A 21,993-nucleotide genomic window follows, 5' to 3' on the forward strand; every position below is an offset into this window, starting at 1 on the left:
GCTGGGCGTGATGCCGTACATCACGGCGTCGATCGTCGTGCAGCTCGCGACCTCGCTGAGCCCGCAGCTCGCCGCCATCAAGAAGGAAGGCGAGAGCGGCCGCAAGAAGCTGAACCAGTACACCCGCTACGGTACGGTGCTGCTGACCGCGATCCAGGGCTATTTCATCGCCGTGGGTCTTGAGACGTTGGGCGCGAGCCAGGGCATCCAGGCCGTGATCGAGCCTGGCATGACCTTCCGCATCGCCGCCGTCATCTCGCTGATCGGCGGTACGATGTTCCTGATGTGGCTGGGCGAGCAGATCACCAGTCGCGGCATCGGCAACGGCGTGTCGCTGATCATCATGGCGGGCATCGTCGCCCATCTGCCGACCACGCTGGTCAACCTGCTCGAGGGCGGCCGTACCGGCAGCATCGATCCGGTGCGCCTGATCGGCATCATCGTCGCGGTCGTCATCCTGGTCCTGTTCATCTGCTTCATGGAGCGGGCGCAGCGCCGCATTCTGATCCAGTATCCCAAGCGCGCGACGCAGCGCGGGATGCAGGCTGACCGCAGCCACCTGCCGCTGAAGATCAACACGGCGGGCGTGATTCCTCCGATCTTCGCCTCTTCGCTGCTGCTGATGCCGTTGACCATCTCGCAGTTCGCGGGCCAGCGCGTTGCGGGCGAGAGCCGCTGGGGCGATTTCATCATCAGCCTCAACCAGTATCTGCAGCACGGCTCGCCGGTCTACATGCTGCTTTACGGCGCGGGCATCGTCTTCTTCTCGTTCTTCTACACCGCGGTTGTCTTCAACCCCGAGGAGACGGCGGACAATCTGAAGCGCTATGGCGGCTTCATCCCGGGCATCCGTCCCGGCAAGAACACCGAGACCTATCTCGATTACGTGCTGACCCGCATCACCGTCATCGGCGCGGGCTATCTGACGATCATCTGTCTGCTGCCCGAATATCTGGTGTCGGCGCTCCAGATTCCTTTCTATCTGGGCGGCACCAGTCTGTTGATCGTCGTCAACGTGACGATGGACACGGTGACTCAGATTCAGAGCCATCTGCTGGCGCATCAATATGGCGACCTTATCAAGAAGGCGAAGCTCAAGGGTGGCCGTCTGCGCTAAGACGCGCGGGCGGAATGAGAAAAAGGGGAGAATGACGTGGGCGTGAACATCATCCTGCTGGGGCCGCCGGGCGCGGGCAAGGGCACCCAGGCGCAGCGGCTGGTGGCCAATCGCGGCATGGTGCAGCTTTCGACCGGCGACATGCTGCGCGCCGCGGTCAAGGCGGGCACCCCTGTCGGTCTCCAGGCCAAGGCGGTGATGGATGCGGGCGAACTGGTGTCGGACGCGATCGTCTCGGCGCTGATCGGCGAGCGGCTGGACCAGGCCGAGGCTGAAGGCGGCGCGATCTTCGACGGTTATCCGCGGACCGAGGCGCAGGCCGAAGCGCTGGACGTGCTGCTCGCCGAGCGCGGCAAGGCGCTGGATCATGTCATCGAACTGGCGGTTGACGAGGATGCGCTGGTCGAGCGTATAACCGGCCGCTTCACCTGCGCTTCGTGCGGTGCGGGCTATCATGACAGCTTCAAGCCGACCCAGGTCGAGGGCGTCTGCGATGTCTGTGGCTCGACCGAGTTCAAGCGGCGTCCCGATGACAATGCGGAGACGGTCCGCACCCGCATGGCGGAATACCGCGCCAAGACGGCGCCGATCCTGCCAATCTACGAAGCGCGCGGCATCGTGGCGCGCGTCGACGGCATGGCCTCGATGGATGCGGTCGGCGCGGAGATCGACGCGATCCTCGATCGCTGATCCGCAGCCTGGCTATGGGAAGAGGGGGCGTTCTCGCGACGAGAGCGCCCCTTTTTCGTTGCCGAACGCTCTCTGTTCGGGGGCGCGGTGCCGCGATCGAGCCTCTCGCGCAACGCGTCACTCTCCCCTAAACCGCTGAGATGACCGCGCTGATCGCCGATTATTACCGCCATCTCACGGTCGATCTGCGGCGGTCCGACCATACGGTCCGCGCCTATGTCGCCACCGCCGATCGACTGGCCCGGTTCCTGTCGGAGCATTGGGGCGAGGCGATCGAGCGGCCGGCGCTGGGGCGCATCACGGCCGCCGATCTGCGTGCCTATCTGGCCCAGCGTCGGGGGGAGGGGCTGACCGCCGCCTCCACCGCACGCGAATTGTCCGCGGTGCGGACCTTCCTCCACTGGGTGGGGGTTGAGCCGCCCGTGCTCAAAGGCCCCCGCCGCAAGCGCAGCATCCCGCGCCCTCAGGCGCCCGCCGACATCGTGGCGCTGGGCGAGGATGTCGCGGAGAACGCCGCCGAGCCGTGGATCGCGGCGCGCGACTGGGCGGTGCTGTTGCTGCTCTATGGCGCGGGGCTGCGCATCGGCGAGGCGATGGCGCTGCCCGCCGCCATCCTGCCGCTGGGGGAGACGATCCGGGTGACCGGCAAGCGCAACAAGACGCGGATCGTGCCGCTGCTCCCGGAACTGCGCGAAGCGATCGAGGCCTATGCCGCGCAGATGCCCTTTGCGGTGGCGCCCGACGAACCTCTGTTCCGGGGGGCGAAGGGCGGGCCGCTGTCGCCCGGCATCATCCGGCGGTCGGTGCAGGCGGCGCGCGACCGGCTGGGCCTGGGCGCGCGGACGACGCCGCATGCCCTGCGGCACAGCTTTGCCACGCACCTGCTGGGGCGGGGCGCCGATCTTCGCCAGCTCCAGGAATTGCTGGGCCATGCCAGCCTGAGTTCGACGCAAATCTATACCGAGGTCGATGCGGCGCGGTTGCTCGACGTGTACCGGACCGCGCATCCCCGGGCGTGACGCTCAGGATCGGTCGCCGGGCTTCTCCCCGCCCTTCCCCCCGCCTTTCCAGGTGATGACCCGCCAGAGATAGCCGATGACGATCGCCGCGGTCATGACGATCGCGGCGGGGCCGATATAACGGTTGATCGCTTCGAAATTCGCGCCCAGCCAAAGCCCGGCATAGGCCAGGATCGTGTTCCAGATCATGCTGCCCGCAAAGGTCCAGAGCAGGAACCGGCCGAGCGGCATCCGCGTGATTCCGGCGGGTAGCGAGATCAGCGTGCGAAAGGCGGGCATGAAGCGGAAGACGAACACCACCCAGCCGCCATGCCGGACGAAGAACAGGTGCAGCCGTTCGACATCGCGCCATTCCATGGTCAGCCAGCGGCCGTGCCTGTCGATAAAGGGACGAAACCGCTCATAGCCGATATAGCGCCCGACCGCATACCAGGCATAATTGCCCGCCGTCGTGCCGGCGGTGCCCCACAGGATCAGCGGGATCATCTCCATCTGTCCGCGCGCGACCGCCATGCCGCCCAGGCCCATGATGACCTCCGACGGGATGGGGGGCACGATATTCTCCAGCGCCATCAGCAGGAAGATGCCGAAATACCCGCCCCAGGCGATCAGGTTGATGATGAAATCGGTCATGCGTGTCGGGGATGTACCGATGAACGGAAGGGCGGTTCCCCTATCGTCTTGCGCGACGGGGTGAAAGGGGGAAGCCGCTTGACGAGGCGAGCGGGTTGCGCGAACCCCGCGACCATGGTCGACACTCCGCAATCCTCGCCAGACCCATCGCCCCCATCGGCGTCGCAGCCGACGGCCAAAGCATCCGAGGGCAAGGAGACGTTGCGCTTCTTCCTGAAGCTGGCGCTGTTCGTCTTCATCCTGCGCAGCTTCATCGTGACGTCGTTCGTCATCCCGTCGGAATCGATGCTGCCGCGTCTGCTGATCGGCGACTATCTGTTCGTGACCAAGTGGAATTACGGCTATTCGCGCTGGTCGCTGCCTTTTGGCGTGCCGTTGCTGCCGGGGCGGGTCTTGGGCCGCGATCCGGCGCGGGGCGATGTGGTGGTGTTCCGCTCGCCGGGGCCGGACGATCATGACGTGATCAAGCGGGTGATCGGCCTGCCGGGCGACAGGATCGAAGTACGCGGCGGCCAGGTGATCCTGAACGGCCGCCCGGTGCCGAAGCAGCGGGTCGCCGATTTCATCCTGCCGTTGACGCCCAATTTCGGGCCAGCCCAGTGCGGGGCGTCCTTCCAGGACATGATCGACGGCAAGCCGGTGTGCCGTTACCCCCGCTTCCGGGAGACGTTGCCGAACGGAAAGAGCTATGACGTGCTCGACCAGGGTAATTTCCCCGATCGCGACGATACGGTCGTCTATACGGTGCCTGCGCGCCACGTCTTCCTGATGGGCGACAATCGCGACGATTCCGCCGACAGCCGCTTTGCCCCGCCAATGGGCATGGGTATGATCCCGATGGAGCGGCTAGAGGGGCGGGCGGCCGTCACCTTCTTCTCGACCGATGGTTCGGCCGAATGGATCAAGCCCTGGACCTGGGTTTCGGCCGCGCGCTGGAGCCGGATCGGAGAAGGGTTTTGAGCGACGTCGATGACTGGCTGAAGGATATTCTCGGTCGCGCCCCCGCCGAGTCGGCCCCCTTCCACCGCGCGTTGACCCATGGCAGCCAGGCGGCGGAGAATTACGAAAGGCTGGAATTCCTGGGCGACCGGGTGCTGGGCCTCATCATGGCCGAATGGCTGTGGGAGCAGTTCCCGAACGAACCCGAGGGGCAATTGTCGCGTCGGCTCAACGCGCTGGTGACGGGCGCGGTCTGCGCCGATGTCGCGCGCGATCTGGGCGTGCGCGAGCATTTGCGGCTGGGCAAGCAGGCACGGGACGATGGGGCGTCCGACAGCGACAATGTGCTGGGCGACGTGATGGAGGCGCTGATCGGGGCCTGGTATCGCGAAGCGGGGCTTGAGGCGGCGCGCGCTTTCATCCGAAAGTCATGGGGCGACCGTGTGCATTCGCAGGGCAAGGCCCCTCAGCATCCCAAGTCGGCGTTGCAGGAATGGGCCGCCGCACACAATCGCAAGGCACCCGAATATGTGGTGATCGATCGTTCGGGCCCGCATCACGCGCCGCGCTTCACGGTGGCGGTGCGGGTCGGGCGGGGTGCCGAGGCCAGCGCGACCGGGGCCAACAAGCAGGAGGCCGAGACGGCCGCCGCCAAGGCATTGCTGGCAAAGCTCAAGGCTTGAGCAAGGGGCGGTCGCTTCGACGTCGGCGTTAGCGCCGACGTTCGGGCTGAGCGAAGGCCAAGGCCAAGGAAAAGCCGGCCCCCCTCCGCTCAGGCCGAACCGCGACGTTACCGCGCCTTGGCGGCCGCCGCTTCCTTTTTGGCCTGCACCTTGGCGCGATGATGGCCGATTGCGCAGCCCGCCGCCGCGCCCATCACCGCATGGCCCTTGCCGACGAAATGCCCGCCGACCGCGCCGACGGCGGCTCCTTTCAGGCACCCCTTGGCCGAAGCCGGTCCCGCGATGGTCAACAGGGCGGCGGCCGACAGGGCGGTGAGAAGGGTCTTCATGGCTACGCTCCTTTACGCTCGATGTGCCGGCGAAAAATGCGCGCCCTTCGGTGGCCGTTCCGTGATCCGTCCATTACATTCCATCCATGTGGCTTTTCCTTGCGGGCAGGGGGGCTTGACCTGTACCGCTATCGGCCATGACTGAACAACGTTGCGGCCTCGTTGCCGTCGTCGGCGCGCCCAATGCCGGCAAATCCACCCTCGTCAACGCGCTGGTCGGCCAGAAGGTCGCGATCGTCAGCCCCAAGGCGCAGACGACCCGCGCCAAGCTGCTGGGCGTCGCCATCGAAGGCGAGGCGCAAATCCTGCTGGTCGACACGCCGGGCATCTTCGAGCCCAAGCGCCGCCTGGACCGCGCAATGGTCGCCGCCGCCTGGGAAGGGGCCGAAGGAGCCGACATCCTCGCGCTGGTGGTCGATGGCAAGGGCGGGATCGGCCCCAAGGTCACCGCCATCGCCGAGTCGATCGCGCATCGGCCCGAGCCCAAGCATTTGATCCTCAACAAGGTCGACATCGCCGACAAGGCGCGCCTGCTGGGCCATGCCGAGAAGCTGAACGCGGTCGTGCCCTTCGACGAAATCTGGTTCGTCTCCGCCCAGACCGGCGACGGCCTGCCCGAGCTCAAGGCACATTTCGCCAAGCTCATGCCCGAGGGGCCTTGGCATTATCCCGAGGACCAGGTGTCCGACGCCACCGAACGCGCGCTGGCCGCCGAGGTGACGCGCGAGCAGATCTATCTGCAACTCCACGCCGAACTACCCTATGCCAGCGCGGTGGAGACCGAGGCCTATAAGGAACGCGAGGACGGATCAGTCGAGATCCACCAGCAGATCCTGGTCGAACGCCCGACCCAGCGCGCCATCGTGCTGGGCAAGAATGGTGCGCGGATCAAGGAGATCGGGGCCAAGGCGCGCGAGGAACTGTCGCGCATCCTGGGGCACAGGGTTCACCTGTACCTGCATGTGAAGGTGAAGCCCGGCTGGGACGAGGACCGCGACGTGTACCGGGATATCGGGCTGGATTGGGTCGACTGACCGCTGCCCGAAATCCTCCCCTTGCCGGGGGGCGGAATCATGCGGTGGTGGTCAATCGCTTCAAGGCCCAGTCGGCGGCCTCCGCCACCACCGGATCGGGATCGCCCCGCAAGGCCTCCAGCACCGGCACCAGTTCGCCGGCGCCGCTGTTGCCCGCCGCGATGGCGGCGTTGCGGACCATCCGGTTGCGGCCGATCCGCTTGATCGGCGAGCCCGAAAACACCTGCCGGAACCCGGCATCATCCAGCGACAGCAAATCCCCCAGTTCCGGTGCGGTCAGCTCCGCGCGGGGGTGGAAGGCCATGTTCGCCTGCGCCGCCGCGGCGAACTTGTTCCACGGGCACACTGCCAGGCAATCGTCGCAGCCGTAGATGCGGTTGCCGATTGCGGCCCGGAATTCCTCCGGGATCGGCCCGGCATGTTCGATGGTGAGGTAGGAGATGCATCGCCGCGCATCGAGCTGATAGGGCGCGGGGAAGGCGTCGGTCGGGCAGGCGCGCTGGCATGCATCGCACCGCCCGCAGGTGTCGCGCGCCACCGCATCGGGTTCGAGTTCCAGCGTGGTGTAGATCGCACCCAGGAACAGCCAGCTACCATGGTCGCGGCTGACCAGATTGGTGTGCTTGCCCTGCCAGCCGAGCCCGGCGGCTTCGGCCAGCGGCTTTTCCATCACTGGCGCGGTATCGACGAAGACCTTCAGGTCGCACCCGGCCTCCTGCGCCAGCCATCGGCCCAGCGCCTTCAACTGGCGCTTGACCACATCGTGATAATCCGCCCCTTGCGCATAGACCGAGATACGGCCGATCCGCCCGTGTTGGGCCAGCCGCATCGGGTCCTCGGCGGGGGCATAGCTGACGCCCAGCGAGATGACGCTTTTCACCTCGGGCCACAGGCTGGCGGGGCTCTGCCGCTGGTGCGCGCGGTCGGCCATCCAGATCATCGATCCGTGCCGTCCCTCGGCCAGCCACTGGTGCAGACGCTCGGTCGTCTTTGGCGCGGCATCGGCATGGGTGATGCCGATCGCGGCAAAGCCCAGTTCGGCCGCCTTCGCCTTGATCCGGGTTTCCAGCTTGTCTTGCGCCACACCAGCCCGCTACCACAGGCGTTCAGGGAGGAACAGTTGCGTGGATAATCAGTGGGCGGTCAGCGCCTCGGGCCTCGCCAAGCGGTTCGGCGACCGGCGTGTCGTCGATGGCGTGGATATCGCGGTTCCGATCGGCGCGGTTTACGGCGTGCTGGGGCCCAACGGCGCGGGCAAGACCACGACGCTGCGGATGCTGCTCGGCATCATCGAGCCCGATGAGGGGCATCGCACCCTGCTCGGCCATGCCCATCCGCGCGATGCCAGCGATCTGGTCGGTTACCTGCCCGAGGAACGCGGCCTCTATCCGGCGATGAAGGCGCGCGATGCGATCATCTTCATGGGCGCGTTGCGCGGGCTCGACCGGGCGACGGGGCGCATGCGCGCCGACGAACTGCTCGAACTGGCGGGACTGGCGCATGCCGCGGATACCAAGATCCGCAAATTGTCCAAGGGTATGGCGCAGCTCGTCCAGTTGCTGGGCTCGGTCGTCCACCGCCCGAAACTGCTGGTATTGGACGAGCCCTTTTCCGGGCTCGATCCGGTCAATCAGGAACGGCTGGAGGCGTTGATCCTGGGCGAGCGCGACCGCGGCGCGACGATCCTGTTCTCCACCCATGTCATGGCGCATGCCGAACGGCTGTGCGACCGGCTGGCGATCATCGCGGGCGGGCAGCGGCGGTTCGAGGGCACGGTGGACGAGGCGCGCGGCCTGTTGCGTGCGCATGTCCGCTACCGCCCGCGCGATCCCGATCGCGTGCTGCCGACGCTGTTGCCCGCCGATGCGGTGCGGGAGGATGCCGACTGGCGCTTCACCCTCCCCGACGAGGGGATCGAGCCGGTCCTGGGACGGTTGCTGGCGGCGGGTGCAGGCATCCTCAACCTGTCGATCGAGCGACCCAGCCTGCATGAGGCGTTCGTCCGCATTGTCGGCGAACCCGTCGCGGAGATGGCGGCATGAGCTCCTTGCGCCGTCTGCTGCGCCAGACGATGACGATCGCGCGGCGCGATTTCGTCGCTACCGTCTACACCCCCATCTTCCTGCTGTTCCTGTTCGCGCCGTTGATCATGGTGGCGTTCAGCACGATCGGCGCGATGGGCGCGGCCCAGGCGGCGGACCATGGTGCCGATCGGGTACGGATCGTCGCGATCGTCCCCGATGCGCTGGCGGGCTCGCTGAACGAGGCGGATCGGCGTTCGCGCACCATCTTCCGCCGCGACGAGGAGCCGCCCGAGCTCGTGACGCTGACCGCGACAAGCGATCCGGCGGCGCAGGCGCGTGCCGCGTTCGAATCCCGCGAATATGACGCGACCGCGGTGCTCTATGGTCCCCTCGATCGCCCGATCATCCTGTACGGGGCGCGGGGGACTCGCGCGGCGGACTATCTGGTCGTCCTGGCCGGACAGGCGCTCGCCGCCGAGCGGCTGGACGGGCGATTGCCCGACGTGGCCGCGACCAAGACCCTGTTCGCCCGGCAGCGTGCGACCCTGGGCGGGCAGAACCAGACCGCCTTTCTCGCGGTGTTCGGCGTCTTCTTCCTGACCCTGTTCCTTGCCGGACAGGTGGTCGGCACCATGGCGGAGGAGCGCTCGAACAAGGTGATCGAGGTGCTGGCGGCGGCGGTCCCGTTGGAGGCGGTGTTCCTGGGCAAGCTGCTCGGCATGTTCGGGGTGGCTGTGCTGTTCATCGGTTTCTGGGGGACCGTTCTGGGGCAGGTGACCAGCCTGTTGCCCCCGGCCCTGGGCGGGGTCGTTGGCGAATTGTCGCCCGCCATCGGACTGCCGATGTTCACGGTCCTGTTCGTCGCCTATTTCACCATGGCCTATCTGCTGCTCGGATCGGTGTTCTTGACGATCGGCGCGCAGGCGACCACGATGCGCGAGATCCAGATGCTGTCCTTGCCCATCACCATTGTCCAGGTCGGCATGTTCAGCCTGACGCTGAGCGGCCTGTCCGAGCCCGGCGGCTGGCTGGCGCTGGTGGCGGAGGTGTTTCCCCTGTCCTCACCCTTCGCCATGGCGGGCGTGGCGGCGGCGAGCGATGCGTTATGGCCGCATGCGCTGGCGCTGGCATGGCAGGCGCTGTGGGTCGCGCTGTTCGTGACGCTGGGCGCGCGTCTGTTTCGGCGCGGCGTGCTGCAATCGGGAAGCGCGCGGCCGTTCTGGCGGCGCAAGCGGGCCGAGGGCTGACCGGGCCCTCGTCTCCATTCCTCCCGTTGCGGGGGAGGAATAAGGTCGCATCCCGCTTCATCGCCGATTGGCTCTCGGGACTTTTCGCGAGCCAGCGGCCTTCCTATCTTTGGTCCATGACCGCATCCTCCTGTGATCGCCGCACTTTCCTGTCGCTGGCCGGAATGGGGCTGGCCGGGCTGGGCCTGACCGCCTGTGGCCGTCAGGCCGCCGCCGCCGAACGCTATCCCGTGTCGATGAGCGATGCGGCATGGCGTCAGAAACTGGGGCCCGCGGCCTATGCCGTCTTGCGCAAGGAAGGGACCGAGCGGCCGTTCAGCAGCCCGCTGAACGAAGAGCATCGCAGTGGCGTCTTTGACTGCAAGGGTTGTGCGCAGCCGCTGTTTTCCTCGAAGACCAAGTTCGACAGCGGCACCGGCTGGCCCAGCTTCTGGGCCCCCTTGCCCCACGCGGTGAGGACGGAATCCGATCGATCGCTGCTGATGGAACGGGTGGAGGTGCATTGCGGCCGCTGCGGCGGGCATCTCGGCCATGTCTTCGACGACGGGCCCAAGCCGACGGGCAAGCGTTACTGCATGAACGGCGTGGCGATGGTTTTTCGCGCGGCCTGAGACGGGATCAGCCTGAGGACTCTTCGCGCCGGGTGGTCCGTCTATCCCTTGGCCTTCGACTTTGCGCAGGCGGACCGGACGTTGGTATTGGGGAAGCGCGCTTATTCCGCCGGAGCGGCGAAGGTCAGGATGCCCGAAACGCGGCCATCGTTGCGCGAGGCGATCTGGGTGGCGGGCAGGTCGGCGGTGTTCAACTTGTGGCCCGAATAGATGAAACCCTTGGTCGGATAGGCGGAGGTGCCCAGGCCGCCAGTGGGACCATACCAGACCTTGACCATCGACCAGTCATTGTTGGGCGATACGTCGATGGCGCGGACATCGCGCTCGATACCACCGCGGCGCGACCAGTTGGCGTGGGTCAGCAGGACTTCGCGGTCGTTGACCACCTTGCTGACCATCGCGACATGGCCGACGCGCATCCGGCTGGTGGAGTCAAAGGCGAGGACCGAACCTTCCTGCGGGGTGTGACCACGCTGATAGCGGCCTTCCGCCTGGCCCCACCAGGTGTTGGCATTGCCGTGCAGGTCGATGCCCGAAATTTCACGGGCATAGGGTGCACACTGCCAGAACTGCGCGGCAGCAGGGGTGGCCATCATCAGGCCGCACGATGCCATCAGCGCGAATCGCACTGCAAATGCCTTGAACTTCACATGACCCCCCGGTCGGAATGTCGGTGTGAGTGTCGATTAACCGGGGCTAAACGGGTTGGGAAGCGCCGCCGGAACCATATCCGGTGAACGGTGTTCCGGCGGCGGTGACCTGAAAGACACAGGGCGAAACGAAAATTTCGTTCCTCGTTTCGCCGTGCATGAGGCTCGCTCTACCGTCCGAGCAACCGATCGACGGTAACCTGCGTGACCGAATGATAGCCGGGACGGGCCTTGTCATAGATTCGCCTGGCGAGGGCCTGACCCCATTCGCCTTGCCCCTGAAGCTGCTGGAACAGCGGCGCGACGAATTTGCGGCGCCCCTGCGACGTCAGGAACTGCTCGGCCGACGCTTCGGCAGGCGGATAGCGGTTGGCAAGGGCGAGGCGCAGCCAGGCGAAGCGGATCTCGCTGTTGCCGGTCCCGTTCCAGTGAAAGCGGCCATCGAGCGCGGCGAGCCGCTCCGCCGGAAGCTGGCGTGGCAACTGGTCGAGGAAGCGGACATATTCCTGTGTCGTCACCTTGTCGGGCACGGCGGACACCGGGCCGCCCGCCGCGAACGCCCGCGCCGCCGCGTCGACCGCTGGGAAGGCGTCGGAGCGGACATGCACCGCATTGGCGGGGATGCCCGGCTGGTACACCCATTGGTCGACGCCGATCTTCTCCGCCTCGCCCGGTTCGAGCAGCCTGGCCTTCAGATCGGCGAGGAAGCCCGCGCTTGTCTGCGGCTGGAAGGCATGGCGGTCGAAATAGCCGCGCAGATAGGCATCCCAGCGGGCGCGGCCGACGACCGACTCGATGGTGCGCAGGAAGGTCGCGCCCTTGTCATAGGCGATCTGGGTCATCCCGTCGTCGGGATCACGGGTCGCGTCGAGATCGAGGTGCAGCTTGGTATCGGGCGATTGCGGCCCGCCGGCTTCCTTCACGGCGTTCTGCATATCGGTCCAGGCGAGGTCCGCCTCCATCGCGGCGCGGCGCTTGCCGTACATCGATTCCATGATCCGGTTTTCGAAATAGCTGGTGAAGCCTTCGTTCAGCCAGAAATCGTCCCAGGTCGCGTTGGTGACGAGGTTGCCCGACCAGCTATGCGCCAGTTCATGCGCGATCAGGCTGACCAGACTCCGGTCGCCCGCCAAGACGGTCGGCGTGGCGAAGGTCAGCATCGGATTCTCCATCCCCCCGAACGGGAAGCTGGGCGGCAGGACCAGCACGTCATAGCGACCCCAGCGATAGGGGCCATAAAGCCCCTCGGCCGCGGACACGAACTTGTCGAGCCCGGCAAATTCCCACGCGGCCTTGTCGAGCATCGCGGGTTCGGTCCAGATGCCGGTATGGGCGCTGAGTGGCCGGAACTTCAGGTCGCCGATCGCCATCGCGATCAGATAGGGGGCGACCGGCTTGTCCATGCGATAGCTCGCGGTGTGGCGACCATCCTGACACGCCGTTTCCCCGGTCCGCTCGCCGCTCATCACCACGGTCAGCGCGCATGGCGCATTGATCGTCGCGTCCCAGGTCTGGCGGATGCCGGGCGAATCCTGGGTTGGAATCCAGCTCCGGTTGAGGATCGCCTCGCCCTGGCTGAACAGATAGGGCTGTTTCTTGCCCGCCGTCTGTTCGGGCGACAGCCATTGGAGTGCCTTGGCCCCCGGCGTCGACGCATAGGCGATCTTCACCGTGCGGGCGCCGTTCAGCGTGATGGTCAAGGGCGCGCCGTGCACCTTGTCGGTCTGGCCGATGCCATAGGGCAGGGGGCGGTTCTGCGCGTCGGTGACGGCAACGATGCGCAGGCCATTGTCGTCGACCACCAACTGCTTCGCATCGGGCCTGGCATCGACCGACAGGGTCGCGATCCCGCGCATCACATGGGTATCGAAATCGGCATAGAGGTTCAGCGAGACATGGGTGACCCGCGCCTCCAGCGGCCGGGCATAGCTGTGCACGTCGCGGGCGTCGGCGCTGGTCAGGACGGGGGCGACGACGGGCGGCGGCGAGGCGGGCATTTGGGGCAGGCTGGGCGATGGGGCGGCGAGCAGCATCGCCAGGGTGGCAACGGACATGGGCACTCCGAATGGGACAGGATGATTGCACTATAGCCCGCGCGATGCGGATTGGGAGGGCCCTGGACCCCGGCGGACATCATGCCCAGTTAAAGGGGTATGGATGAATTGACGCTGGCCGTGGTCGGGATCGACTTTCCCAATGAAGACAGGGCGCGGAGCAACCGCCGGTTTGAACTGCTGGCCTCGGCGATTGGCGATCCCGTCGTCTTGCGCCCTGAGCCGCACAATCGGCACGATCCCCATGCGGTGGCGGTGTTCAGCGCGCGCGATGTGCAGGTCGGCTATCTTTCGGCCGAACGGGCCCCGTTGGTCGGTGCGCGCATCCGGCGCGGCGAAGAGGCGCGCGCGGTGTTTCAGGGGATCAAGGGATCGGTCGCCTATATCCGCGTCCGGTTCGGCGGCGAGGCCCCGACAATGCCTCCACTGGTAGACGGGACGGCTGGTAGGGCGGCGCCGGAGCCGGACGACTTCCATCCCGATCCAGAGGGGCCTGAATGGGGTGCCTGAGGAGCGGGGCATGAAAAAAGGGAGCCGAAACCGGCTCCCTTTCCGCATGGATCGCCATGCGCCGAAGAATGGGGCGGGCAGAGGCGCCCACCCGCATCGATCAGTTGCTGTCCGAGTTGTCGTCCTTGACGATCGCGACGACACCGATGGCAACGACGCCAGCAGCGATCAGCGCGGCCAGAACGCCACCACCGGCCAGCTTGTTGCCCTTGGCGGTCGGAGCCGAGGCGCGGACCGACTTCGAAACCGACAGGCTGGCAGCCGGGTTCGTCGGAGCAGCAGCAACCGGAGCAGCAACCAGAGCGGTAGCGGCAACAGCAGACAGGAACTTCATCATACACATTCTCCCATGGCGAACGTACGCCAAGACGCGGCGTGTTCTTCTCCCTGATAGCCTATAAAACACGGTCAGTAAATTTGTTCCTGCGCTGCACCATTTTTCCATGGAAACGTGGAACATTTGTCACAGGGGATTGGTGTTAAGGGTTCACCATTAGGGCAAGGCGCTCCATCTTAAATGGATTGTTGTCGCCATCGAAGCCGGGGCCATGCAAGGTTCGGGCGATCAGCGCCCGCCATCGCGCCGGGTCAGCGCGGCCACGCAGCTTGCCCGGTCGATCGCGCTGCCATCGGGTTCGCGCGCATCGAGATAGGTCACGCGCGGCTCGCTCCCGTCCTTGGGATAGAGATAGGCGTCGAGCACGCAGAAACGACCCTGGAACTGAAGCTTGCGCGCGGTCCCTTCGCGGACATCGGCGTCGGGGGTGCCGAACAGCTTGGTCAGCCCGGCCGCATCCTGGCCCAGCACCCGCTCCAGCCCCATGCTGGTATAGGGAACGGGCACCGGGGCCATGCCGCCGGGGCGGACCGGGGCCGCTGTCTGGGGCACGGTACAGCCCGCCAGCGCGATCGGGGGAAGAAGCATCAGCGCGAACCTGCGGGTCATGGTGCACGTCTCATATGAAAGAAATGGGTTGCCATGCTTGCGCCCAGGATGGGGGCGAGCAGATTGAGCCCCGGAACCACGAACAGGGCGGCCGCGGCAAGCCCCAACAGGAAGCGGGCGGGCCCGGTCGCCTTGCGCCAGCGACGTAATTCCGCGCCGTCCATATGCCGCGCCGCCACCATGTCGCCCAGGTCCCGGGCCAGCAGCCAGCCATTGACGAACAGGAACGCCGCCGCCGTCCCGACCCCGGTCGCCAGCAGGATGATGTAGAGCGGCAACAGGATCAGGTTGACCACGACGACCCGCGCGGCCGACCCCAGTCCCATCGCCAGCCCCCGTGCGAACGGCACCGGGCGGGCGGTCGCCAGTCCTTTCGGATAATGGCGCGCCTCGACCGCCGCCACGATGTCGTCGGCGAAGAGCCCGACGACGGCCACCGCGACCGCGCGAAAGGCCAGCCATAGCGCGAGCATCTCGATCACGATGGTCAGCGCGGCCGACCAGCCGTCCGCCTGTGTGCCCAGCCAGTTGCTCAACGCCGCGCGGACGCCCCACCACAGCGCCACGCCTGCGACCACGAACAGCGCCGCCGTCACGCCCAGCGAGCGGATCAGCACCCGGCGGATGGCGGGATCGCCAAGCTGGGCCATGGACAGGACAAGGGCGCGGATCATGGCCGAAGGGATGACGTGACGCGGCGTCCCAAGTCAATGCGGTGCAGGGCCCGATCCCTTGCGCAGCCATGGCCCGCTGACTAGGGCGGCGGCATCCATCTGATTTCCCGGAGTCCGTTTCTTGAGCAACCCCACTTATGACGTGGTGGCGATCGGCAATGCGATCGTCGACATCCTTGCCTCCGCCGAGGATGATTTCATCGCCGAACAGGGCATGACCAAGGGCGCGATGCAGCTCGTCTTCTCGCCCGAAGAGGCCGATGCCCTTTATGCCAAGATGGGCCCCGGTCGCGAGATTTCGGGTGGCTCGGCGGCGAACACGCTGGCGGGCATCGCGGCGCTCGGCGGCAAGACCGCCTTTATCGGCCAGGTCGCCGACGACCAGTTGGGTCAGGTCTTCGCGCATGACATTCGTGCGGCGGGCGTCCGCTATGACACGCCAGTCCGCGCGGGGCAGCCGAGCACGGGGCGCTGCATGATCTTCGTCAGCCCCGACGGGCAGCGGACGATGAACACCTTCCTGGGCGCGTCGCACTATCTGCCCGCCGATGCGCTCGACCGCGCACTGATCGCCGATGCGGCGTATCTGTATATCGAAGGCTATCTGTGGGACCCGGAAGAGCCGCGTGCCGCGATGCGCGCCGCCATCGACGTCGCGCGTCAGGCCGGGCGCAAGGTCGCCTTCACCGCCTCGGCCGAGTTCGTGATCGACCGTCACCGCGCCGATTTCCATGCGCTGATCGACGGGGGCATGATCGACGTGATCTTCGCCAACGAAACCGAGATCGTCGCGCTGACCGAAGCCGCCGATGTCGAGGCGGCGATCGCCGCGCTGAAGGGCAAGGTCGAGACGCTGGTCGTCACGCTCGCCGAAAAGGGCGCGCTGGCCCAGCGCGGCGACGAGCGCGTGACGGTGCCGGCGCATCCGGTCGACAAGGTGGTCGATACCACCGGCGCGGGCGACCTGTTCGCGGCGGGTTTCCTCCATGGACAGACCCAGGGCCACGACCTGAAGGCCTCGCTGACGCTGGGCGCGGCCTGCGCCGCCGAGATCATCAGCCATTTCGGTGCGCGCCCGCAGGTCGACCTGAAGGTGTTGGCCGCCAGCCTGTAAGCCCGGACCCTTCCCAGGCCCGGCTTGGGCAGGGCCCACCGGCAAGGTCTCATGCAAAAGGGCCGGAGGATCGCTCCTCCGGCCCTTTTTCGTGTCTTTGGCGAAGGCCGATCAGCGATCGATCGGCTTGGCGATTTCCGGCTGCATCGCGGGGTCGTCCACCACGTCGATGATGCCGCGCCCGACATAGCTGCGCTTGCGGCTGTAGAGGAAGTAGATGACCAGACCGATCGCGCCCCAGATCGGCAGCACCAGCTTGGCGGTCAGCGGCAGCGACAGATACAGCACCACGCAGCCGATGATCGCCATCGGTGCGACGATATAGACGGCGGGCGTGCGGAATGGCCGATGACGTGACGGATCGGTCCGGCGCAGCACCATCACCGAGGTCGCCACCATGAAGAAGGCGAACAGCGTGCCCGCATTCGAATAGTCGGCCAGCTTGCCCACCGGCAGGATGGCCGCGGCAATCCCCGCGGCCATTCCGGTCAGCAGCGTGACGACATGCGGGGTGTGGAAGCGCGGATGGACCGAGGCCAGCTTGGCGGGAAGCAGGCCATCGCGCGCCATGGTGAAGAAGATGCGCGTCTGGCCGAACATCATCATCAGGACGACAGAGGGCAGCGCCAGCACGGCGGCGAGGCCAACCAGGCGGCCAATCATCGGCCAGTTGATCGTGTCGAGCACATGGACCAGCGCTTCCTTCGAGCAGACCAGCGGCTCGATGGCGCCCGAGGCGACGATCGCGGCGCAGCGGCCCGCGATTTCCGGCGTACCCGGCGACAATACCTGACCCGCCAGCGAGGTGACCGGCTGTGCGCCGATCGCCCCGATCGCGCCACCGGCGACCAGCAGGTAGAAGATGGTGCAGATCGTCAGGCTGGCGATCAGCCCGATCGGCACGTTACGCTGTGGGTTCTTGGTTTCCTCCGCCGCCGTCGACACCGCGTCGAAGCCGACATAGGCAAAGAAGATCGATGCCGCCGCACCCAGAACGCCAAGGCCCGACGAACTGAACGGGTTGCCGATCCCCGTTGGCAGGAACGGATGGAAATTCTCCGCCTTGATGACGGGAATGGTGAGCAGGACGAAGGCGCTCAGTGCGGTGATCTTGATCGCGACCAGGATCGCATTGACCCGCGCGCTTTCGGTCGTGCCGATGACCAGCAGCCAGGTGACGAATGCCACGACGATCACGGCGGGCACGTTGACCCAGCCGCCGACCGCCATCGCCTGGGTCAGGTCCGCGCTGGGCGCCGCACCGAAGGCGATGTACATGTGCGCCATCAGCGCATCGGCGTTGCTGATCGCGGCGGGCACATGGAATCCGATCCCATTGAGCAGCCCGACCGCATGGTTGGACCAGCCGACCGCCACCGCGCTCGCGCCGACCGCATATTCCAGGATCAGCGCCCATCCGACCATCCAGGCGAGGATCTCGCCCGTGACGGCGTAGGTGTAGGTGTAGGCCGACCCGGCGACCGGCACCATCGAGGCCAGTTCCGAATAGCAGAGTGCCGCGACCGCGCAGATGAACCCTGCAACGATGAACGACAGCATCATGCCCGGCCCCGCCTTCTGCGCGGCTTCGGAGGTGAGAACGAAGATGCCCGTGCCGATGACGGCGCCAATGCCCAGCATGGTGAGCTGGAACGCGCCTAGCGATCGTTGCAGCCCCTTCTTCTCAGCGGTCGCCAATATGGCGTCCAGAGGCTTAACGCGCCCGAAAATCATGAATATCCAATCCCCCCAAGGGAAGGGCAACCCCCCAATAAAAGGCGCGCCCGGCGTTTGGTGAATGGTCGGGGAAGTTAGCTGCAATTTTATTACGTGCAATCCCTAAGACGTTCGGAATGCGCCCAAGAGAGGCCGAGCCTGCCGAAAGGCGGCCGATCAGCGCACCAGCATCGGCCCAAGCGGCCGGCCGGCCAGGATATGGACATGCAGGTGCGGCACTTCCTGCCCCGCATCCGGGCCGATATTGGCGAGCAGGCGATAGCCGGGCTGAACCACGCCCGCCTCGCGCGCGACCTGGCCGACCGCGCGGACGAAACCGGCGATCTCCGCCTCGCTCGCCCGGCTGGCGAAATCGTCCCACGAGACATAGGGGCCGCGCGGGATCACCAGGATATGGGTCGGTGCATGCGGCGCGATGTCGTGGAACGCGATCGCCCATTCATCCTCATACACCCGACGCGACGGGATTTCGTCGCGCAGGATCTTCGCGAAGATATTCTGGTCGTCATAGGGCAGGGTGGCGTCGATCGGCATCGATAGTCTCCGTGAATGTCGGCACGGCCTCAGCGCGGCCGCGCGGCCTTTTCCTCATGCCCCGACACGCCCTCGCGCCGCGCCAGCTCGGCCCGGACATCGTCCAGCGAATGCCCGGCATCGGTCAGCAGGACGATCAGGTGGAACATCAGGTCGGCGGCTTCCGATACGATCTTGTCGGGCTGGGCCATCGCGGCGATGACCGTCTCCACCGCCTCTTCGCCCAGTTTCTGCGCGATCTTGGGGCGGCCCTTGGCGAACAGGCTGGCGGCATAGGAGGCGGCGGCGTCACCCTGATCGCGGCGCGCGCGGATCGTGGCTTCTAGGCGGTCAAGCATGTCCATGGCGGCGTGGGTGGCGCGTGGAAGCGCTCGCGTCAATCCTTGCGGTCGCGGCGGCGCATCAAGTGACGGAGCAGCCAGACCGCACCGATCGCAAAGACGAACAGGCCGATGTCGGACCATTCGGGATGACTGCGCGGCTGGGGCGCTCCGGCATGGGCGGCGGCGGTGGTCAGGGATGCGAGCGGCATGGGGGAAGTCTAGCAACGGTCCGGGCGTGGGTCATCCGGCGGATTGTGGTTCACGCGAAGACGCGAGGACGCGAGGACGCAAAGATCTTTGTTCGCGCGAGATCAATGCGGTTCGCGCGAGATCAATGCGCCCGGACCGGCACCCCCGCCGCGGCGAGCGCGCGGTGCGCATCGGCGATCGATGCATCGCCGAAATGGAAGATCGATGCCGCCAGCACCGCCGAGGCATGGCCGTCGCGGACCCCCGCGACCAGATCGTCCAGCCCGCCGACGCCACCGGACGCGACCACCGGCACACTCGTCCGGTCGGCGATGGTGCGGATCAGCTCCAGGTCATAGCCGCCGCGCGTGCCATCGCGGTCCATCGAGGTGACCAGCAATTCGCCCGCGCCCAGTTCGGCCAGCCGTAATGCGTGTTCGACCGCATCGATCCCGGTCGCGCGTCGCCCGCCATGGGTGAAGACTTCCCAGCCATCCGCCGTCCGCCGTGCGTCCACGCTGGCGACGCAGCATTGGCTGCCGAATCGCTCGGCGATATCGGCGACGACGTGCGGATTGCTGACCGCGGCGGAGTTGACCGCCACCTTGTCCGCGCCCGCGAGCAGCAACGCGCGCGCATCCTCCGCCGTCCGCACGCCGCCGCCGACGGTCAGCGGCATGAAGCATACCGCCGCCGTCCGCCGCACCACGTCCAGGATGGTGCCGCGCGCCTCGTGGCTGGCGGTGATGTCGAGGAAGCAGAGTTCGTCCGCCCCGGCGGCGTCATAGGCGCGCGCCTGTTCGACGGGATCGCCCGCATCGATCAGGTCGACGAAGTTGACGCCCTTGACCACCCGCCCATTGGCGACGTCGAGACAGGGAATGACGCGGGCCCGGACGGTCATGCGGCCGCCGCCACCGACAGCGCGGCCGCCAGATCGAGCCGCCCGTCATAAAGCGCGCGGCCGGTGATCACGCCCTCCACGCCATCCTGATGATGGAGCGCGAGCATATGGATGTCGCCGATACCCGCGACACCGCCGCTGGCGATGACCGGAATGCGCACCGCGCGGGCGAGGTCGACGGTCGCGGGGACGTTGCAGCCCTTGAGCAGTCCGTCACGGCCCACGTCCGTAAAGAGGAGCGAGGCGACGCCCGCATCCTCGAACCGCCGGGCCAGGTCCTCGACCGAGACGTCCGACACATCGGCCCAGCCGCGCGTGGCGACCATGCCGTCCTTGGCATCGACCGCGACGACGATGCCGCCGGGATAGGCCTTGGCCATGTCGCGCACGAAATCGGGATTTTCCAGCGCCGCCGTGCCGATCACCACGCGCGAGACGCCCAGGTCGAACCAGCGCTCGACATTCTCCGGCTTGCGGATCCCGCCGCCCAGTTGGACATGGCCGGGAAAGGCTTTGACGATCGCCTGCACCGCCTCGCCATTGACCGACTCGCCGGCAAAGGCGCCGTCCAGATCGACGACGTGGAGGTGCTGCGCCCCCGCCTCGGCGAAGAGCATCGCCTGATGCGTGGGATCGTCGCCATAGACGGTCGCGCGGTCCATATCGCCCTCGGCCAGGCGCACAACCTGGCCGCCCTTCAGGTCGATGGCGGGGAAGACGATCAGGCTCACGGATGCCACTCCAGGAAACGGGTCAGAAGCGAGAGGCCATAACGCTGGCTCTTCTCGGGGTGAAACTGGACGCCGACCACCGTGTCGCGCCCTATGGCGGCGGTGACCGGACCGTCATGGTCGGTGGTCGCCAGCACATGCTCGCCGGTAAAGGCATAGCTGTGCAGGAAATAGGCCTCGCCGGGCACGATCAGCTTATGGTCGCCCAGGGGGCGGACATCGTTCCAGCCCATATGCGGCACCTTCGCCATCGGATCGCTGGGGGCGAGTCGAGCGACGCGCCCGGGGATCCAGCCGAGCCCGCGATGCTCGCCCATCTCCTCGCCGGTGTCGGCCAGCAACTGCATGCCCACGCAAATGCCCAGGAATGGCCGCGCGCGGGTGAGGGCGGCGTCGCGCAGCGCCTCTTCCAGCCCATCGATGGCGCGCAGATTGGCGGCGCATGCGCCGAACGCGCCGACGCCCGGCAACACGATTCGGTCGGCCCTGGCGATCACATCCGGGTCGGCGGTGATGACCACATCGCTCGCCCCCGCCGCGCGCAGGGCGTTGTCGACCGAGTGGAGATTGCCCGACTCGATATCGATCAGCGCCAGCGTCACAACATGCCCTTGGTCGAGGGTATGGCATCGGCCTTGCGCGGGTCGATCTCGACCGCCATCCGCAGGGCGCGGGCCAGGCCCTTGAACACGCTCTCCGCGATGTGATGGTTATTGTGGCCGTGGAGCAGCTCGACATGCAGCGTGATGCCGGCCTCCTGCGCGAAGCTGTGGAACCAGTGTTCGATCATCTCGGTCTGGAGCGTGCCGAGCATGGGATTGGTGAACGGCACCTTCCATACCAGCCAGGGCCGCCCCGAAATGTCGAGCGCGGTGCGGGTCAGCACCTCGTCCATCGGCGACAGCGCCTCGCCGTAGCGAGAGATGCCGCGCTTGTCGCCCAGCGCCTTGGCAAAGGCCTGTCCGATCGCCAGCGCGCTGTCCTCGGTGGTGTGGTGGCCGTCGATATGCAGGTCGCCCTCGACCTTGACCGACAAGTCGATCAGAGAATGCCGCGACAGCTGGTCGAGCATATGGTCGAGAAACCCGATGCCGGTGGCGTTCTGATAGACGCCGGTGCCGTCGAGATTGACGGTGACGTCGATGACGGTTTCCGCGGTGGCGCGGTGGACGGAGGCGGTGCGCATGGCCCCTCCCTTAAACACCTATCCGTCCCATGCAATCTTGACCCGCGATCAAAGGCCGCTAGTCCAAGGGACATGACCGAAGGATTGCCCGACAGCCTCATCCCCTATGACGACA

27 protein-coding genes are annotated in these 21,993 nt (G+C 66.6%); 11 read left to right on the plus strand and 16 right to left on the minus strand.

Annotated elements, in window-relative coordinates; all coding sequences use genetic code 11:
* The 3 genes from secY to ABDV78_RS17925 form a co-directional block, all read left to right on the plus strand.
* A partial coding sequence (gene secY, locus ABDV78_RS17915; protein ID WP_343528842.1) for a preprotein translocase subunit SecY occupies window positions 1-1,117 on the plus strand: 1,117 nt, incomplete at its 5' end.
* Window positions 1,118-1,159: 42 nt separating this feature from the next.
* Window positions 1,160-1,807, plus strand: a complete 648-nt coding sequence (locus tag ABDV78_RS17920) for an adenylate kinase (protein ID WP_343528843.1) — start codon at window positions 1,160-1,162, stop codon at window positions 1,805-1,807.
* A gap of 140 nt (window positions 1,808-1,947) precedes the next feature.
* Window positions 1,948-2,826 carry a tyrosine recombinase XerC gene (locus ABDV78_RS17925; RefSeq protein ID WP_343528844.1) on the plus strand — a complete coding sequence of 293 codons (879 nt, stop codon included), beginning with the start codon at window positions 1,948-1,950 and terminating at the stop codon, window positions 2,824-2,826.
* Window positions 2,827-2,829: 3 nt separating this feature from the next.
* Here the strand turns inward: ABDV78_RS17925 and ABDV78_RS17930 are convergent, their stop codons facing one another.
* Entirely contained in the window at window positions 2,830-3,459 is a 630-nt protein-coding gene (locus tag ABDV78_RS17930; protein WP_343528845.1) for a DedA family protein, read from the minus strand.
* Window positions 3,460-3,573: 114 nt separating this feature from the next.
* Here ABDV78_RS17930 and lepB point away from each other — a divergent pair, with 114 nt between their 5' ends.
* Both lepB and rnc read left to right on the plus strand, forming a co-directional pair.
* A complete protein-coding gene (gene lepB, locus ABDV78_RS17935) occupies window positions 3,574-4,419 on the plus strand; it encodes a signal peptidase I (protein ID WP_343528846.1) in 846 nt (281 codons plus the stop codon).
* Entirely contained in the window at window positions 4,356-5,081 is a 726-nt protein-coding gene (rnc, locus tag ABDV78_RS17940) for a ribonuclease III (RefSeq protein ID WP_343528847.1), read from the plus strand. The genes lepB and rnc overlap by 64 nt, the downstream gene beginning before the upstream one ends.
* 107 nt (window positions 5,082-5,188) lie before the next feature.
* Here the strand turns inward: rnc and ABDV78_RS17945 are convergent, their stop codons facing one another.
* Window positions 5,189-5,410: a hypothetical protein gene (locus tag ABDV78_RS17945; protein WP_343528848.1), complete on the minus strand. Its 222-nt coding sequence runs from the start codon at window positions 5,408-5,410 to the stop codon at window positions 5,189-5,191.
* Between the two features lie 137 nt (window positions 5,411-5,547).
* Here ABDV78_RS17945 and era point away from each other — a divergent pair, with 137 nt between their 5' ends.
* Window positions 5,548-6,444, plus strand: a complete 897-nt coding sequence (gene era, locus ABDV78_RS17950; RefSeq protein ID WP_343528849.1) for a GTPase Era — start codon at window positions 5,548-5,550, stop codon at window positions 6,442-6,444.
* A 37-nt stretch (window positions 6,445-6,481) separates the two neighbouring features.
* Here the strand turns inward: era and queG are convergent, their stop codons facing one another.
* Window positions 6,482-7,528, minus strand: coding sequence for a tRNA epoxyqueuosine(34) reductase QueG (queG, locus tag ABDV78_RS17955; RefSeq protein WP_343528850.1), 1,047 nt, complete (start codon window positions 7,526-7,528; stop codon window positions 6,482-6,484).
* Between the two features lie 40 nt (window positions 7,529-7,568).
* Between queG and ABDV78_RS17960 the strand changes: the two genes are divergently transcribed.
* The 3 genes from ABDV78_RS17960 to msrB all read left to right on the plus strand — a co-directional run bounded on the left by ABDV78_RS17960 (window position 7,569) and on the right by msrB (window position 10,326).
* A complete protein-coding gene (locus ABDV78_RS17960; RefSeq protein WP_343528851.1) occupies window positions 7,569-8,486 on the plus strand; it encodes an ATP-binding cassette domain-containing protein in 918 nt (305 codons plus the stop codon).
* A complete protein-coding gene (locus ABDV78_RS17965) occupies window positions 8,483-9,715 on the plus strand; it encodes an ABC transporter permease (protein ID WP_343528852.1) in 1,233 nt (410 codons plus the stop codon). The genes ABDV78_RS17960 and ABDV78_RS17965 overlap by 4 nt, the downstream gene beginning before the upstream one ends.
* A 164-nt stretch (window positions 9,716-9,879) precedes the next feature.
* Window positions 9,880-10,326, plus strand: coding sequence for a peptide-methionine (R)-S-oxide reductase MsrB (gene msrB, locus ABDV78_RS17970; protein WP_343528868.1), 447 nt, complete (start codon window positions 9,880-9,882; stop codon window positions 10,324-10,326).
* A gap of 101 nt (window positions 10,327-10,427) precedes the next feature.
* Here msrB and ABDV78_RS17975 read toward each other — a convergent pair whose 3' ends face one another.
* The gene (locus ABDV78_RS17975) at window positions 10,428-10,922 is read right to left on the minus strand and encodes a CHAP domain-containing protein (RefSeq protein ID WP_343528853.1); all 495 of its coding nucleotides are present in this window, start codon (window positions 10,920-10,922) and stop codon (window positions 10,428-10,430) included.
* Between the two features lie 224 nt (window positions 10,923-11,146).
* Window positions 11,147-13,030 carry a M1 family metallopeptidase gene (locus tag ABDV78_RS17980; protein WP_343528854.1) on the minus strand — a complete coding sequence of 628 codons (1,884 nt, stop codon included), beginning with the start codon at window positions 13,028-13,030 and terminating at the stop codon, window positions 11,147-11,149.
* 99 nt (window positions 13,031-13,129) lie between these two features.
* Between ABDV78_RS17980 and ABDV78_RS17985 the strand changes: the two genes are divergently transcribed.
* Entirely contained in the window at window positions 13,130-13,540 is a 411-nt protein-coding gene (locus ABDV78_RS17985; protein WP_343528855.1) for an HIRAN domain-containing protein, read from the plus strand.
* A 100-nt stretch (window positions 13,541-13,640) separates the two neighbouring features.
* On the opposite strand, the gene ABDV78_RS17990 is transcribed toward ABDV78_RS17985, so the two are convergent.
* The 3 genes from ABDV78_RS17990 to ABDV78_RS18000 form a co-directional block, all read right to left on the minus strand.
* Window positions 13,641-13,877, minus strand: a complete 237-nt coding sequence (locus ABDV78_RS17990) for a hypothetical protein (protein WP_343528856.1) — start codon at window positions 13,875-13,877, stop codon at window positions 13,641-13,643.
* 228 nt (window positions 13,878-14,105) lie between these two features.
* Window positions 14,106-14,486 carry a hypothetical protein gene (locus tag ABDV78_RS17995; protein WP_343528857.1) on the minus strand — a complete coding sequence of 127 codons (381 nt, stop codon included), beginning with the start codon at window positions 14,484-14,486 and terminating at the stop codon, window positions 14,106-14,108.
* The gene (locus ABDV78_RS18000) at window positions 14,483-15,160 is read right to left on the minus strand and encodes an EI24 domain-containing protein (protein WP_343528858.1); all 678 of its coding nucleotides are present in this window, start codon (window positions 15,158-15,160) and stop codon (window positions 14,483-14,485) included. The genes ABDV78_RS17995 and ABDV78_RS18000 overlap by 4 nt, the downstream gene beginning before the upstream one ends.
* Window positions 15,161-15,281: 121 nt before the next feature.
* Between ABDV78_RS18000 and ABDV78_RS18005 the strand changes: the two genes are divergently transcribed.
* On the plus strand, window positions 15,282-16,274 hold the full coding sequence (locus ABDV78_RS18005) for an adenosine kinase (protein WP_343528859.1): 993 nt from the start codon (window positions 15,282-15,284) through the stop codon (window positions 16,272-16,274).
* Window positions 16,275-16,385: 111 nt separating this feature from the next.
* On the opposite strand, the gene ABDV78_RS18010 is transcribed toward ABDV78_RS18005, so the two are convergent.
* The 8 genes from ABDV78_RS18010 to hisB all read right to left on the minus strand — a co-directional run bounded on the left by ABDV78_RS18010 (window position 16,386) and on the right by hisB (window position 21,878).
* A complete protein-coding gene (locus tag ABDV78_RS18010; protein WP_343528860.1) occupies window positions 16,386-18,008 on the minus strand; it encodes an amino acid permease in 1,623 nt (540 codons plus the stop codon).
* A 159-nt stretch (window positions 18,009-18,167) separates the two neighbouring features.
* Window positions 18,168-18,545, minus strand: a complete 378-nt coding sequence (locus ABDV78_RS18015) for a histidine triad nucleotide-binding protein (protein WP_343528861.1) — start codon at window positions 18,543-18,545, stop codon at window positions 18,168-18,170.
* Between the two features lie 29 nt (window positions 18,546-18,574).
* Window positions 18,575-18,889 carry a phosphoribosyl-ATP diphosphatase gene (locus ABDV78_RS18020; RefSeq protein ID WP_343528862.1) on the minus strand — a complete coding sequence of 105 codons (315 nt, stop codon included), beginning with the start codon at window positions 18,887-18,889 and terminating at the stop codon, window positions 18,575-18,577.
* A gap of 32 nt (window positions 18,890-18,921) precedes the next feature.
* Complete coding sequence (locus tag ABDV78_RS18025; RefSeq protein ID WP_343528863.1) at window positions 18,922-19,077, minus strand: hypothetical protein; 156 nt, start codon at window positions 19,075-19,077, stop codon at window positions 18,922-18,924.
* Window positions 19,078-19,199: 122 nt separating this feature from the next.
* A complete protein-coding gene (gene hisF / locus ABDV78_RS18030) occupies window positions 19,200-19,961 on the minus strand; it encodes an imidazole glycerol phosphate synthase subunit HisF (protein ID WP_343528864.1) in 762 nt (253 codons plus the stop codon).
* The gene (gene hisA, locus ABDV78_RS18035) at window positions 19,958-20,692 is read right to left on the minus strand and encodes a 1-(5-phosphoribosyl)-5-[(5-phosphoribosylamino)methylideneamino]imidazole-4-carboxamide isomerase (RefSeq protein ID WP_343528865.1); all 735 of its coding nucleotides are present in this window, start codon (window positions 20,690-20,692) and stop codon (window positions 19,958-19,960) included. The genes hisF and hisA overlap by 4 nt, the downstream gene beginning before the upstream one ends.
* Window positions 20,689-21,294 (minus strand): imidazole glycerol phosphate synthase subunit HisH, encoded by a 606-nt coding sequence (gene hisH, locus ABDV78_RS18040; protein WP_343528866.1) that lies wholly within the window; start codon window positions 21,292-21,294, stop codon window positions 20,689-20,691. The genes hisA and hisH overlap by 4 nt, the downstream gene beginning before the upstream one ends.
* Window positions 21,291-21,878, minus strand: coding sequence for an imidazoleglycerol-phosphate dehydratase HisB (gene hisB, locus ABDV78_RS18045; protein WP_343528867.1), 588 nt, complete (start codon window positions 21,876-21,878; stop codon window positions 21,291-21,293). Before hisB ends, hisH begins: the two co-directional genes overlap by 4 nt.
* Window positions 21,879-21,993 lie beyond the last annotated feature (115 nt).

Source organism: Sphingomonas sp. (genome assembly GCF_039594485.1).
Taxonomy (GTDB): Bacteria; Pseudomonadota; Alphaproteobacteria; order Sphingomonadales; family Sphingomonadaceae; genus Sphingomonas.

Bases quoted from the DNA above. Each gene is read 5' to 3' on its own strand.
- ABDV78_RS18000 (WP_343528858.1), bottom strand. From the start codon at position 15,160: ATGATCCGCGCCCTTGTCCTGTCCATGGCCCAGCTTGGCGATCCCGCC.
- ABDV78_RS17975 (WP_343528853.1), bottom strand. From the start codon at position 10,922: ATGATGGCCACCCCTGCTGCCGCGCAGTTCTGGCAGTGTGCACCCTAT.
- rnc (WP_343528847.1), top strand. From the start codon at position 4,356: ATGGATCAAGCCCTGGACCTGGGTTTCGGCCGCGCGCTGGAGCCGGAT.
- ABDV78_RS17985 (WP_343528855.1), top strand. From the start codon at position 13,130: ATGGATGAATTGACGCTGGCCGTGGTCGGGATCGACTTTCCCAATGAA.
- ABDV78_RS17990 (WP_343528856.1), bottom strand. From the start codon at position 13,877: ATGATGAAGTTCCTGTCTGCTGTTGCCGCTACCGCTCTGGTTGCTGCT.
- ABDV78_RS17945 (WP_343528848.1), bottom strand. From the start codon at position 5,410: ATGAAGACCCTTCTCACCGCCCTGTCGGCCGCCGCCCTGTTGACCATC.
- ABDV78_RS17925 (WP_343528844.1), top strand. From the start codon at position 1,948: ATGACCGCGCTGATCGCCGATTATTACCGCCATCTCACGGTCGATCTG.
- lepB (WP_343528846.1), top strand. From the start codon at position 3,574: ATGGTCGACACTCCGCAATCCTCGCCAGACCCATCGCCCCCATCGGCG.
- ABDV78_RS17980 (WP_343528854.1), bottom strand. From the start codon at position 13,030: ATGTCCGTTGCCACCCTGGCGATGCTGCTCGCCGCCCCATCGCCCAGC.
- ABDV78_RS17965 (WP_343528852.1), top strand. From the start codon at position 8,483: ATGAGCTCCTTGCGCCGTCTGCTGCGCCAGACGATGACGATCGCGCGG.
- ABDV78_RS18010 (WP_343528860.1), bottom strand. From the start codon at position 18,008: ATGATTTTCGGGCGCGTTAAGCCTCTGGACGCCATATTGGCGACCGCT.
- ABDV78_RS18015 (WP_343528861.1), bottom strand. From the start codon at position 18,545: ATGCCGATCGACGCCACCCTGCCCTATGACGACCAGAATATCTTCGCG.
- hisB (WP_343528867.1), bottom strand. From the start codon at position 21,878: ATGCGCACCGCCTCCGTCCACCGCGCCACCGCGGAAACCGTCATCGAC.
- era (WP_343528849.1), top strand. From the start codon at position 5,548: ATGACTGAACAACGTTGCGGCCTCGTTGCCGTCGTCGGCGCGCCCAAT.
- ABDV78_RS18020 (WP_343528862.1), bottom strand. From the start codon at position 18,889: ATGGACATGCTTGACCGCCTAGAAGCCACGATCCGCGCGCGCCGCGAT.
- ABDV78_RS17930 (WP_343528845.1), bottom strand. From the start codon at position 3,459: ATGACCGATTTCATCATCAACCTGATCGCCTGGGGCGGGTATTTCGGC.
- ABDV78_RS17995 (WP_343528857.1), bottom strand. From the start codon at position 14,486: ATGACCCGCAGGTTCGCGCTGATGCTTCTTCCCCCGATCGCGCTGGCG.
- hisF (WP_343528864.1), bottom strand. From the start codon at position 19,961: ATGACCGTCCGGGCCCGCGTCATTCCCTGTCTCGACGTCGCCAATGGG.
- ABDV78_RS18025 (WP_343528863.1), bottom strand. From the start codon at position 19,077: ATGCCGCTCGCATCCCTGACCACCGCCGCCGCCCATGCCGGAGCGCCC.
- msrB (WP_343528868.1), top strand. From the start codon at position 9,880: ATGGGGCTGGCCGGGCTGGGCCTGACCGCCTGTGGCCGTCAGGCCGCC.